This is a genomic window from Bacillus sp. UMB0893 (assembly GCF_002858905.1).
GTDB lineage: Bacteria > Bacillota > Bacilli > Bacillales > Bacillaceae > Bacillus_P.
The window spans coordinates 334,136-346,689 of the sequence record NZ_PKLB01000007.1; the positions used below are offsets into that span (position 1 = coordinate 334,136).

At 35.8% G+C, this 12,554-nt stretch carries 13 protein-coding genes; 7 read left to right on the plus strand and 6 right to left on the minus strand.

Going from position 1 to position 12,554, the window contains the following annotated elements; translation table 11 throughout:
* The first annotated feature begins 614 nt into the window (after positions 1–614).
* Both CYJ36_RS17175 and CYJ36_RS23790 read left to right on the plus strand, forming a co-directional pair.
* Positions 615–752: a hypothetical protein gene (locus tag CYJ36_RS17175; RefSeq protein ID WP_219621115.1), complete on the plus strand. Its 138-nt coding sequence runs from the start codon at positions 615–617 to the stop codon at positions 750–752.
* A 266-nt stretch (positions 753–1,018) separates the two neighbouring features.
* Positions 1,019–1,183, plus strand: a complete 165-nt coding sequence (locus CYJ36_RS23790; protein ID WP_257962513.1) for a TetR-like C-terminal domain-containing protein — start codon at positions 1,019–1,021, stop codon at positions 1,181–1,183.
* Positions 1,184–1,275: 92 nt separating this feature from the next.
* On the opposite strand, the gene CYJ36_RS17180 is transcribed toward CYJ36_RS23790, so the two are convergent.
* Positions 1,276–2,256, minus strand: coding sequence for an aldo/keto reductase (locus CYJ36_RS17180; protein ID WP_101568468.1), 981 nt, complete (start codon positions 2,254–2,256; stop codon positions 1,276–1,278).
* A gap of 106 nt (positions 2,257–2,362) precedes the next feature.
* Between CYJ36_RS17180 and CYJ36_RS17185 the strand changes: the two genes are divergently transcribed.
* From CYJ36_RS17185 to CYJ36_RS17195, 3 genes are all read left to right on the plus strand, one after another.
* Positions 2,363–2,764 (plus strand): GNAT family N-acetyltransferase, encoded by a 402-nt coding sequence (locus CYJ36_RS17185; protein ID WP_180850404.1) that lies wholly within the window; start codon positions 2,363–2,365, stop codon positions 2,762–2,764.
* Between the two features lie 61 nt (positions 2,765–2,825).
* On the plus strand, positions 2,826–3,764 hold the full coding sequence (locus tag CYJ36_RS17190) for a hypothetical protein (protein WP_374702822.1): 939 nt from the start codon (positions 2,826–2,828) through the stop codon (positions 3,762–3,764).
* 234 nt (positions 3,765–3,998) lie between these two features.
* A complete protein-coding gene (locus CYJ36_RS17195) occupies positions 3,999–4,304 on the plus strand; it encodes a nuclear transport factor 2 family protein (RefSeq protein ID WP_101568470.1) in 306 nt (101 codons plus the stop codon).
* A gap of 448 nt (positions 4,305–4,752) precedes the next feature.
* Here CYJ36_RS17195 and CYJ36_RS17200 read toward each other — a convergent pair whose 3' ends face one another.
* From CYJ36_RS17200 to CYJ36_RS17210, 3 genes are all read right to left on the minus strand, one after another.
* Entirely contained in the window at positions 4,753–5,520 is a 768-nt protein-coding gene (locus CYJ36_RS17200) for a RibD family protein (RefSeq protein ID WP_219621116.1), read from the minus strand.
* Between the two features lie 313 nt (positions 5,521–5,833).
* On the minus strand, positions 5,834–6,820 hold the full coding sequence (locus tag CYJ36_RS17205; RefSeq protein ID WP_257962514.1) for an alpha/beta hydrolase: 987 nt from the start codon (positions 6,818–6,820) through the stop codon (positions 5,834–5,836).
* Between the two features lie 49 nt (positions 6,821–6,869).
* On the minus strand, positions 6,870–7,613 hold the full coding sequence (locus tag CYJ36_RS17210; protein ID WP_101568472.1) for an SDR family oxidoreductase: 744 nt from the start codon (positions 7,611–7,613) through the stop codon (positions 6,870–6,872).
* Between the two features lie 366 nt (positions 7,614–7,979).
* Between CYJ36_RS17210 and CYJ36_RS17215 the strand changes: the two genes are divergently transcribed.
* Positions 7,980–8,528 (plus strand): TetR/AcrR family transcriptional regulator, encoded by a 549-nt coding sequence (locus tag CYJ36_RS17215; RefSeq protein ID WP_101568473.1) that lies wholly within the window; start codon positions 7,980–7,982, stop codon positions 8,526–8,528.
* A 56-nt stretch (positions 8,529–8,584) separates the two neighbouring features.
* On the opposite strand, the gene CYJ36_RS17220 is transcribed toward CYJ36_RS17215, so the two are convergent.
* A complete protein-coding gene (locus tag CYJ36_RS17220; RefSeq protein ID WP_101568474.1) occupies positions 8,585–9,754 on the minus strand; it encodes an MFS transporter in 1,170 nt (389 codons plus the stop codon).
* Positions 9,755–10,405: 651 nt separating this feature from the next.
* Entirely contained in the window at positions 10,406–11,587 is a 1,182-nt protein-coding gene (locus CYJ36_RS17225) for an MFS transporter (protein ID WP_101568475.1), read from the minus strand.
* Positions 11,588–11,804: 217 nt separating this feature from the next.
* Here CYJ36_RS17225 and CYJ36_RS17230 point away from each other — a divergent pair, with 217 nt between their 5' ends.
* On the plus strand, positions 11,805–12,356 hold the full coding sequence (locus tag CYJ36_RS17230; RefSeq protein WP_101568476.1) for a TetR/AcrR family transcriptional regulator: 552 nt from the start codon (positions 11,805–11,807) through the stop codon (positions 12,354–12,356).
* Positions 12,357–12,554: the final 198 nt, after the last annotated feature.

The window sequence follows — 12,554 nt, forward strand, 5'->3', positions numbered from 1 at the left end:
TATCTTAGCTTGATGGCATGGGGTAGCGTCAGGAAAATGCGGATTTACAACGGTAAGCATATTTTCAAGACGATTACCCCAATTTTAACAACGTTAAGAAAGTTTTAGTGGTCTTAGAGAATCTAATAAACCATTTTTTCAGAATTAAAACGGTATTCTCCCAGTAAATTGATATGCTCTAGACTTTTTTAAGATAAAAAGACAAATCAATCCAATAGTAAGAAAGAGAAGACCGATAAAAAATGCCTTTGTTTCAATAGAAGACAATATAAACAATTAAAAGCTGAAGCCAATAGAAGTCATCCAGCAACTAATAGGATGTTCATATAAATTCTACGCATTAGATTCTACCTTTCTATTTAGAGTCTTTAGTTTTATTTTTTTGGAAAGTATTAATTAGATATGTTCAATTTAGGTAGACTCTGTATGAACATATGAATTTGTTCAACAAGAGTTGTTCATTGAGAGTAGGTTTAGCTCCGTCCTAGCTTATGGTATTGCTCTAAATGGATTGACCAACTATGCTAAAGAGGAAGATATGCATAAATATGGAAAAGGGGAGTTTTATGCAAAACAATTTGGGGAGATTAAGTACCTTCGTTATTAGGAATCTTATGTTAGAAGCACTTGCATATTCAGGGGATGATATAGATCCAGAAGGTAACTATTTTAAATTGTATGGTTATTCTGGTACTCAAAGCGATTTATTTAGATTAACTGAAGGATTGGCAATTAAAAAGAATCTTATATAGGGAGACGTAGTTCTAACTAGATCAGCATGGGCTTGTACTGGCTCCAATTTATTTGAAAGGTCAAATACCAATTTTTCAAGAGTAGAGATAGAACGGAGACCTATAATTGCTTATCTACAAGGAATCAAAGAATTCAAATGATAATGGATCCTTAGATGGAGAACTCCTGAGTTTTTTGGTATGCGAATATATTAAGAATAATATATGAACTCCTCAAATTAGATTATGAGGATATAAACCCCCATTCTGATATAGGATGGGGTTATGTGTATAACACTTTCAAAAACGATGGTTTAAGCGAAGGTGTTATCGTTAAATTTGTTGCAAATGCTTATGTAGGAGTATTAGAATCTTGGTTAAAAGATGGAATGCCTAGTCCGCTTGACGTGATGGCAAAAGAATTGGGGATATTGATAGAGAGAATTGTATAGGGGTAACAAGTTATAGAAAAGGCCGTTCTTCCTATTTTGGAAAACGGCTTTTCTTTGTAATCAATATCATTGAAAGTGTCATCGAACCACGATTAATAATGACCAACTATTGGGTGTGGTGCATATGGCTCTTCAAGAAACGCAATTTCTTCAGGTGTAAGTTTAACCGATAAAGCACCTACAGCATCTTCAAGATGTGGTATTTTCGTAGCACCAATTATAGGAGCTGTTACTGGTTCTTTCTGTAGTAACCAGGCAAGTGCGATGTGTGTACGAGGGATACCATGTTTTTCTGCGATGGATGCTACTCGCTCCACAACCAATCGATCGGCGCCCGCAGTCGCATCGTATTTAGATTTTTGAATTTGATCTGTCTCGGAACGATGCGTTGTTACTGACCAATCACGCGTTAATCTCCCTGATGCAAGAGGGCTATATGGAGTCACACCAATTTTCTCTTCCTTACAAAGAGGTAACATTTCTCGTTCCTCTTCACGGTATATTAAGTTTAAATGGTTCTGCATGGACACAAACTTCGTCCAACCATTTTTTTCTGCCACATGTAATGCCTTTTGGAACTGCCAAGCGTACATGGCAGAAGCACCAATGTATCTTGCTTTTCCAGCCTTCACCACTTCATGTAATGCTTCCATCGTTTCTTCAATAGGGGTGTTGTAATCCCAGCGATGGATGATATAAAGATCTACATAATCAGTTTCCAACCTCTTAAGACTTTTATCGATTTCACTCATAATTGCTTTTCGGGAAAGACCAGATCCGTTTGGACCTTCATCCATTTGTCCGTGTACTTTAGTTGCTATTACAACTTCATCACGATTCGCATAATCTTTCAAAGCTCGTCCAAGATATTCCTCGCTTGTACCAAGTGAGTACACATTTGCTGTATCAAAAAAATTAATCCCTAACTCTAGCGCTTTTTTTATTACGGGACGAGAGTCATCTTCGTTAAGTACCCATTGGTGAAGCCATTTGTTAGCGTCCCCAAAACCCATACATCCAAGACAAAATCGAGATACGTCTAAGCCTGTATTACCAAGTTTCACATACTCCATTTGATTGTTCCTCTCTTTTGCTTATTTGCCACGTTTATCGTGACCTATTTACAATTAATTATGTCATAAATAATAAAGAAACCCTTATCACATTACTATCAAGTTTTTGCCTAATCCTCTTAAGCGGCAAAAATTATGGGAAAAGAACATACTCGAACTTGATGTTTTTGTTGCTGAGAACAATGAGGGTAGAATAATTGGATTTTCAACAGGCAGAACGGAAAGAACCGGAAGGCATAAAGGATTTGATGGTGAACTATCTTCTATTTACTTATTAAAGGAGTACCTAGGTATAGGTATAGGTAAAAGACTTTTGAATACTGTAGTAAATACACTGAGAAGCAAGGGAATTAATTCTATGCTTGTACTTGTGTTAGAAGATAATCCTTCTAGATATTTTTATGAGGCAATGGGTGCTCAGATGCTAGATAAGATCGAGTTGGAGATAGGTGGAAAAAAGCTTAATGAAATCGTTTATGGTTGGGACGAAATTAACAAATTAGCTTGAAAGTTACACTGACCCCCTCTAAGAATACTTATTCAACAATCGGGGGCGATTGCAGCACAGTGTGATCGCTCTTTGCTTATTAAGGACTTGGGATAAAGGGATTGAGCCTTTTTTAGCGAAATTAATAATTCATAAGTATTTCAATAAGGGAGTTGGATTGTTGTGTGTGGGATTTGAAACAAGATGGAAAAAAAGAGATTTTGAAATTCCGAAACATCGTCATATTATATTAAATGCAATTGAAAATGATTTACTAAGTGATGCAAATGTATTAGCAGTTTTTTATGGAGGTTCACTAGGAAATCAAAATACAGACTTATATTCTGATATTGACCTCCGAATAGTTGTCAAAAATGAAGTATTTGAAGAATATAGGCTGAACAAAAAACAGAGAGCTAAAAACTGGGGTAAAGTTCTATTTTTTGAAGACTTCCCTTGGGCAACTCATAGCATTGCACATTATGATACTTTTATTAAGGTGGATACTTTTTATTACAAAACAAAGGATATTGTGCCATCAGTTTGGCTTCAAAATATTAAAATTGTTCACGATACTACTGGCTTGATAAAAGATGTATTAGAAAAATCAATGGTTTTATCCTATATACCAACAATTCAAGAAGTAGAGATATGGAGAACGAAATTTTTTGCATATGTTCACGAAGCATATCGAAGAGTAATGAGAAAAGAAATATATTATGCTTTACATTGTATAGATAACTTACGACTATCTATGGCAACGGCTTGGTATATGGAAACAGGAATACAGCCTAATACATTTGGAGATTGGGCAAAGTTAGAAGGTGAACGAAGTAAACTGCAAGAGTGGCAGTTATCCCTTCTAGCAGAATGGCAAAGCAATAGAGAACCAGACGAGATACTTAACGTAATAAGAAGGATAATTCCCGAATTAATAAAAATTCATAAAAGTTTATGTAAACAAGTTGGTATTGAAGAAAATCCTGAATGGGTAAATGAGATTTTAGATATGGTCGTATGATGTTGTGACAACACCCACGGATAGGTGTTTTTTTATTTTTTTCTTATTAAACAATCGAGGGCGATTGCTTAACAAAGTGTCGCCTCTTCTTATTGAAGTAAAGGGCAGTTTAGCGAAAGAAGGATATAACTATTTTCTTGAAGTATAATATTGAAAAAGGGCTTTATACGGGGAGAGAATTTGATGGAACATTCGTTACTTTAAGAACATATTCTTCATCTTGAAAAGCGATTAATGACATATGATTATCAAGAACTAAACGACCTTCTTGCAAATGACTTTTTGGAATTTGGAAGTTCTGGGAATTCATATGATAAAAAAGCACAACTTTATGCAGTTAGTAACAGAACTACTACTAACAATTCCATACAATTCACAGTGACAGATTTTAATATTAAATTATTAGCATCATATGTTTTATTGGCGACGTATCGAACATATAGACATAACGATAGTAAACTTGCATTACGAAGTTCTATTTGGAAATTAAACGAAGGTAAATGGCAAATGATATTCCATCAGGGAACCCCTACTACATAATAAGTTCTACATAGCACGTATGCATTAGAATGTGAAGTATCGTACTTAAAGTAACAGGAGCGATTGCTTAACAAAGTGTCGCCTCTTCTTATTGAAGTAAAGGGCAGTTTAATGGAATAAGACTTCCAAACAAAACAGGATAATTATGTTGAAATCGGTGTGAGATTGTGAAGAAATATACTTAAACTAAAGGGGCAGTTTAGTATAAGTATATTCCTTAATAAAGTTAGAAAAAGCTGATTTTTCAAATTAGGAAAAATCAGCTTTTTCTATTATAAATTTTTAAATCAATCGGTTGTCATTAAACCTAACTATGCGTTCGAGACTGTTTGATTACGATCGTAGAAAACTGCTGCTACAATAGCTGCAAACGATACTGATGCTGCAGCGAACCAAGTGATCGTATAATTCAAAATGGACCTCTATTTTTTATAATGTTACATGATGATTAATCACGTTTTGTTACATATTTCAACCATAGCCCACCATCGTCAAGTTTTTCGACTTCTTTTAAGAAAAAATTTACTGGATGCTGATTTGTTAGAAAAGAGCTCGTTTCAAATAGTGTCACAGAGTTAGATGCACCATCTGCAATTGGAACTAAGATCAGGCTCAATTCATCAATTAATCCTTCATTCAAAAAGGAGCCATTTAAAAAACCCCCACCTTCTAGCATTAATTCATCGATTGAAAATAGATTTTTTAGCTTTTCCACTACAACAGTAAAATTTAATCGTTCTTTTCCGCCGAAAATATAAGATATACCTATTTTTTTCAGATGAGCTAAGTAAGCATCAGATACTTGCTCTGTAAGGACTTCTATTATATGATCCTCAGACCTATTCTCATTCCATGGTTTAATTGAATTTTCTGTCCATCCTAATTTCCCAGAGGGATCTACTGCTATGGCATAACTTTTAGAATTCCTATTTGCTACATAATCAGTTCTGGGAATACTCGGGATGTTATCTTGTTTTAAATCTAATTTATGTCCGAAAGTAAAGTCTTTCTCCATGGTAACCCTGCCACACATCCATGCTTTAGATCCGTAACGGTCATGTATTTTTTCGTATTCGTCTGTAAAATAAACTGCTCGTTCCATCTCTAGATAATCTCCAATGATTTTCCCATCTAATGAAGTTAGCATGTGGCAGATAATATATGGTCTTTCCAATAGCTGTTTGTATTTTTCCTTGCTCTTTTCAACACGTTCCATAATTAAACCTCCTGCTTGAATTTAATTCACTTCTATTGTTCCGAAGCTATTAAATTTCTATAAAAAAACAAAATTCATTGATTACTCAACATATTAATAAAAATTGTTTATTACCTATAGGGAAGATTAGTGAATTAAAATGTCTAAAATAGATAAAAGAATAAACAAAGTCCAACATTAAAGAAAAAAACCAATCGTTCTAATTAGAAAAATCGGCTTTTTTCTTTAATTAATTTTTAAACAATAACAATTTCAGCTTTCAACGTTGATCTTTTTTCACTTACGGTTCTTTACTTTTACTTTGAAGCGATTGTTACTTCAAATTCTCGATAAAGAATGCTTCCAACTTGTCAAATGGAATTAAATCTGTCTTGTCGTACAAATCAACATGTCCTGCATTTTGAACAATGTAAAGCTCTTTTGGTTCTGCCGCCAATTCATAAGCATCTTCACTGAAGTATCGTGAGTGAGCATGCTCCCCTATGATAAACAAAATCGGTCTCGGTGAAATCGATTTAATATACGTCATAAGAGGGAAGTTCATAAATGACATGCTGCTTGTTATGGTAAATTGAGTAATTGAGTTTGGGTGGTACCCACGAGGCGTAGAATAGAACTCACCAAACTCGCGACCGATAGGATCTGTATGATCGTCAAATCCAATAGGTGCTCCTCTTGAAGTCAGCACTGGCTGGTTGCCCTCAAACTCTGCGTAGCGTTGCTCGGCAATTGCATCAAGTATCTCATTACGCTCTTCTTCACTTAGTGTGTCATTAAAACCTTTGGCTTGTGCACGAGAGATATCGTACATGCTGACCGTGGCTATGGCCTTGATACGTCGATCAACCTGTGCTGCACTAATCGCAAAACCACCACTACCACACATACCAATAGCACCAATTTGATCTCTATCTACAAATGAACGTGTGCCTACATAATCAACAGCTGCACTGAAGTCTTCTACGAAGAGATCTGGTGAAGAAAGGTGTCGTGGCTCTCCACCACTATATCCGTTGTACGATGGATCGAATGTAAGAGCTACAAATCCACGTTCTGCCATGTTTTGAGCATAAATACCAGCTCCTTGCTCTTTCACACCACCATAGGGCGAACCTATAACAACGGCTGCATGCTTCTTTGACTCATCAAAGTCTTTTGGTAAATAGAGATCTGCTGCAATTTTGATTCCAAATCTGTTGTTGTATGAAACTGACTTTCTTGTTACCTTATCGCTTAACTCAAAAATATAGTTATCTGTTTGTGGCATTTCTTTTACCCCTCTCTCTTCTCCTAGATTCATTTTTAATTTTATTTTTATTTGTAAAGGATGCTTTTGTTCGTAACATCTATCAAAGATCTTGTTTTGTTGGACGGATCAAGATTTCGCTTACCGAAACAGTTTCAGGTGTGCTAATAGCATAAGCTACTGCTTCTGCAACATCTTCTGATGTTAGTCCGAATCCAGGTGTTCGTTGACCTACCTTCACCGATTCACTCACTTCAGGATCATTAATCGTTTTATAAAGTTCAGTTGCTACAGCCCCTGGTGAAATAATAGTTGAGCGAATATTATTTTTTCCTTCTTCTTGACGTAGTCCTTCCATGATCGCACGGACAGCAAATTTTGTCCCAGAGTACACAGCTGAACCAGGCCATACAACATGTCCAGCTACAGAGTCAGTTGCAATAATTTGACCCGATTGTTGTTTTTTCATAATAGGTAAAGCCGCAGCAATTCCATTTAAAACACCAATGATATTGATATCTAACATTTTTCTCCACTCATCAAAGCGTGTTTCTGAAAGTGGAGCAAGTGGCATAACTCCAGCATTGTTGTAGAGTACATCGACACGACCATATTTCTCGACTGCCAAATCTACAACTGCTTGAACTTCGTCTTTATTTGTTACATCTGCAACAGCATATGAAATTTCAGCATTTGGCAGTGATTCAACAAGAGCTTTCAATCGATCTTCACGACGAGCCGCAATCATTACTTTTGCCCCTCCTTGTGCAAGTTTCTTGGTCGTTGCTTCACCAATTCCACTTGATGCACCCATAATAATAACTACTTTATCCTGCATTTTTGACATCGTTCATAACACCCTTTCTTTTTGTTTTAGTAATAAATCAGTTGAACCTATAATGGTGAATATTGAATTCGCCTAGCATAGAAAAACATCATTGATTGATTAAACAACATCTGTTTATAATTATAAATAGAAACATTATACCTTCAATGGTTAAATCAATGAGATTCGTTGTTTAATCGACAAAGTAATAAGAACTGTTGTTTATTTTAAAGAATTTTTTTCTACAGCTTCTAGTTAACAATAAGTATTTACTTTTCTTTAGCCGATGTTCCCCCTCATTAGTTGTCAAATGAACACAAGATGTTGTTTATTCAACAAAGTAATTGAAATTGTAGATAATCTTTAGGAAAGTCTGGTGATGAAACGATGCCAAAAGTAGATAGAAGAGTAGTCAAAACTCAAGTAGCGATAAAAAAAGCAATTCTTGAACTTATGAATGAAAAAAATTTCGATAACATAACCATTCAGGATATTTCAGACAAGGCAGATGTGAACCGAAGTACTGTCTATCTTCATTATTTGGATAAATACGATCTGCTAGATAAGATGATAGAAGATCATATAAACGAGCTTAAGCAAACAAGTCAATGGGCATGTCAAGAGGAATGGGTAGATGCAATCCAGATCTTTTTTGAATATTTCGAGACTAATTTTTTATTTTTTTCGACTATGTTAGCCAGTAAAGGAGCAGCTCCTTCTTTTCGTAGTAAGTTTCTGGAGTATGTTATGGAAGGATTCAAGGATGAGTTGCACGAAACAAATGGAAAAAATGAAGGTTTAAGTGAAGATGTTATTGTTAAATTTGCTGGAAATGCTTACTTAGGGATTTTGGAATCATGGTTAAAGGAAGGAATGCCTTCTCCACCTAATGTTATTGCAAAAGAAGTGGGAATTTTGCTAGACAGGATTCTATAGTTATTAAAAAAAGGCTAGGTATTTTACATACCTAGCCTTTTTGATCCATACATTTCTCACTTAGAAAGTTGTTTTGCGGGACTATCCATATTGTTTCTTAGTAAAATAAACACCGCGGTCAATATCAACGATAGTAATCCTACTAGTACGACGTATTGCGTACCCATTTCTGATATAAATAACCCGCCTACGGCTGCACCAATTGTGGTACCTATATTACAGGATGATAAAAATAAACCATTAGCGAAATCAGGGGCTTCAGGTGCTGCAGAAGTAATCCAATATTGATTAATGTTAGCTCCTACTCCAGCTAATATTCCCCAAATTAACGTAATAATTGCCATAGGTATAGTAAACTGTCCAGTGAAAAATAATATGATGTAAACAGCTCCTAATACAAAAGGAAAAGATACTATAGATTTGATGGCACTTTTCGTAAGTAATTTCCCTGCTAAAATGTTTCCAATAATATTGGCCCCACCGTAGATGAATAACATTAAACTAATGATATTCGAAGACATCTTCGTAACTGTTTGAAGATACTCAGCCAGATAGCTATAAATCCCAAATATAGCTGAATTTATAAAGATGACAGCTGCAATGGAATACCAAGTATTTAATTTCTTTAATACGGATAATTGTTCTCCGTAAGTAAGAACTTCCTTAACATGCATAGATGGTACAAAAAGTAACGTAGCAATAAATACTAAAGCATTCACAATAGCAAAAAACGCCATTGCCGTTTCAAACGAAACAGCATTATTAAGAAAACTTACAATTGGTACACCAACTACCATACCGGCAGATACACCAATAAATACTTTAGAAACTGCTTTTGGAGCTTCTTCTTTGCTAACCGAGTCAGCAGCCACTGAAAAAGCCAATGAACAATAAATAGGATGAAAAAAGGCTGGTATTACACGAGCAATTAATAGAACGGTAAAGTTAGATGTGAATACGGAGACTATGTTTCCCAACAAGAAAACACCAAGTACGAGTAACATAACCTTCTTTCGCTCTATACCTGAAAACAATAACGGCATCGTGGGACCAGATATTGCAACCACAAGGGCGAAAAGACTCACCAACAATCCTGCTTTTGAAACACTGACCTGAAAATGATCAGCAATGTCAGGTAATATTCCAATAACTCCCATTTCAGTATTTAAGATGCCGAAAACTCCTATAGTTAATATGAAAATCAACAAATTATTTCGTTTAGTCAAGCAATTTCACTCCCAACTTTCAATAATGATAATAAATAAATCATTGATTGGTGATTAATCAACAACTGTCTATAATTATAAAAAAAACCAGGATACTTTCAATCGTTAAATAAATGCGATTTGTTGGTTATTCAACAAACATAACGAAATCGTTGATTTTCTTTAGGGAATGATTGTTGATTTCAGCAGGTTTAAAGTGGGTGAGGAGATTCTTACATTGTGAAGAATTGCACTTAAGTTAACGGGTGCGTTAGTTAATGAAGAATTGTGAGTTGAGCAATTTTAGGACTGAGACCATATTGGTAGTTATTCCATTAAAGGGGCAGATTGCTTAACAAAGTGTCGCCTCCTCTTATTGAAGTAAAGGGCAGTTTAACGGAGTAAGCGGATACTGAAGTTTTTATATATAAGGGCCATTTAATTGAATAACACTTGGTAGTTGAGTTGGATATTTATGTAAAATAATTTTAAGATTGTGAAGGATTGTACTTAAACTATCGGTGCAGTTTAGTTTATGTACATTCCTCCACAAGTTATAGAAAAGCCGATTATCCCACTAATTAAAAGGAAAATCGGCTTTTTTGTACTATTTTTAGTATTGGTGCTACAAAAATAGATATTAAAATCCAATGGGCTACTTAGGAGGCTACGTCAACCTGATTTGGAAGCAAGAGAACCAGTGTTCTGAGGGCTAAAGCCTTTGTTTTTCAACGAACGTTTCACAAAAAAAATGAACAACAATAGGGAAAACGCGACTGACACGGCACTAACTGTGAACAATACCTGGTAATTTGAGTATTGAGAAACCCTGCCTAACATAATAGCGCCTAGCCCGATTCCGAGGTCGGCACCAGTAGAAAAAGAAGCATTGGCTACACCTGTACGTTCTGGACTAACAAGACTTATGGTTGCGGCTTGCAGAGCAGGTTGTGCGGAACCGAAACCAATACCGTACATAATGGCGGAAATGATTACTCCAAATAAATTGGTCGAGAAACTCAAGACAACTAAAGCCGAAATCGTAACAACTATTGCGGGTATAATAACAAACGTCTCACCGTATTTGTCTGAAAGTTTTCCAGCTAATGGACGGATTAAAACAAGCGTGGCTGCATAAACCAGAAAAAATGTACCTGAATTAACATTGATTGAGTCGGCAAATAGCGGTACAAAGCTAGTAATACCTCCATAAGCGATAAACAGTAAGAAGACGGATACCGTAACGGGAAAGAGTGTTTTTTCAAAAAGTTCAATTTTCTTTGAACCCGTTTGAGGCGTAAAGGTCATTTTTGCCACGAACGTTAAGACCAGAGCTGTGGCAGAGAGGACCACTGCAAATAGAAATAGAGAATGGTACGACAGGTTCTGTGTAACCCATAGACCGAACATCGGACCTATAGCCATAGCTAATGTCATAGCCATCCCAGACCAACCCATACCCTCTCCTCGACGGGTGGACGGAATCAAATCTGTAACTGCGGTGCTGATGGCAGTTGTGGAAACTGCCCAGGTTATCCCGTGCAATATTCTGAGTAACATTAATACAACTATTCCTCCAACCCAATTGTATATGTACATTGCAACAGCAAAGAATAGCAGTCCCCAAACGATAAACGGTCGCCTACCAAAGCGGTCCAGTAGCCCTCCGACAAATGGCCGAAAGATAACGGAAGACAGCATAAACACTCCCATTGCCAGACCCACCTGCGATTCGCTACCACCTCTCTCCTTAATAAACAGTGGCAGCGTTGGATAAAGCATATAAAATGCAGTGAATAGGAAAAACATCCCTATGGTCATAAGAATAAACGACTTCGTCCATAAGCGTTCCACATTAATTCCTCCTTGGGTAAGAGTTTCATTGTTATTGTAAATTGATTCAAGTAAATTGGAATCCTATGAAAATCTATATTGATTGATTAAACAACACCTATCTATAATAATAAAAAGAAAAAGGATGCTTTCAATCGTTAAATGTAAGGAGTTTGTTGTTTATTCAACAAATAGATAGAAATTGTTGAATATCTTTAGGGAGGATTGATACCTAACAATGTATAAAGTGGATAAAAGAATAACCAAAAGCCAAGAAGCTATCAAAAAAGCTGTTATCGAATTGATGTCTGAAAAAAATTTCGATGATATTACCATTCAGGATATTGCCGACAGGGCAAATGTTAACCGGGGAACCATTTATCTTCATTACTTGGATAAGTTTGACCTACTGGATAAAATCATTGATGAACATATCAATGAACTAAGGGGAATGTGCGAATCAGCAGCTGAAATGGATTTAGATTTTGTAGATTCCAATGTAGGCTGGTTCGAATACTTTGAAAGCAACTATTCATTCTTTTCGATATTGTTAGCAAGTAGTAAAGCCTCATATTTTCGTAATCAGTTCCAAGAGCTTCTCAACGAAGAAATAGAAAATGACATTGACACAACAAAAGTGATAAATCGAGATTTGAATCAAGACGTTATACTTCAATTTATTGTGACATCTTTTGTAGGAATTGTGGAATGGTGGATTACAAAAGGGATGCCATATCCGCCTCGTGTTATATCAGTACAGCTAGGGGTTTTATTAGACAGGAATCTATAGTTCCAATTTTTATGCAAATTGTGAATGATTGTACTTACACAAACGGAGTGCATTACTACTTCAATAACGATCTGCCGCAATCGGGCGCTTTTCTTCGATAAGACAAGATAAATGATATTCAACAATCGGGGGCGATCGTATTATAAGGTCAGTCAGATTTATTTCTGGTTGACCTATTTTTTATAGGTGCTATTTTAT

Excerpts from the sequence above, each read along its gene's own strand:
- CYJ36_RS17175 (WP_219621115.1), top strand. The coding sequence starts at position 615 with ATGTTAGAAGCACTTGCATATTCAGGGGATGATATAGATCCAGAAGGT.
- CYJ36_RS17180 (WP_101568468.1), bottom strand. The coding sequence starts at position 2,256 with ATGGAGTATGTGAAACTTGGTAATACAGGCTTAGACGTATCTCGATTT.
- CYJ36_RS17195 (WP_101568470.1), top strand. The coding sequence starts at position 3,999 with ATGACATATGATTATCAAGAACTAAACGACCTTCTTGCAAATGACTTT.
- CYJ36_RS17200 (WP_219621116.1), bottom strand. The coding sequence starts at position 5,520 with ATGGAACGTGTTGAAAAGAGCAAGGAAAAATACAAACAGCTATTGGAA.
- CYJ36_RS17205 (WP_257962514.1), bottom strand. The coding sequence starts at position 6,820 with ATGAATCTAGGAGAAGAGAGAGGGGTAAAAGAAATGCCACAAACAGAT.
- CYJ36_RS17210 (WP_101568472.1), bottom strand. The coding sequence starts at position 7,613 with ATGTCAAAAATGCAGGATAAAGTAGTTATTATTATGGGTGCATCAAGT.
- CYJ36_RS17215 (WP_101568473.1), top strand. The coding sequence starts at position 7,980 with ATGCCAAAAGTAGATAGAAGAGTAGTCAAAACTCAAGTAGCGATAAAA.
- CYJ36_RS17230 (WP_101568476.1), top strand. The coding sequence starts at position 11,805 with ATGTATAAAGTGGATAAAAGAATAACCAAAAGCCAAGAAGCTATCAAA.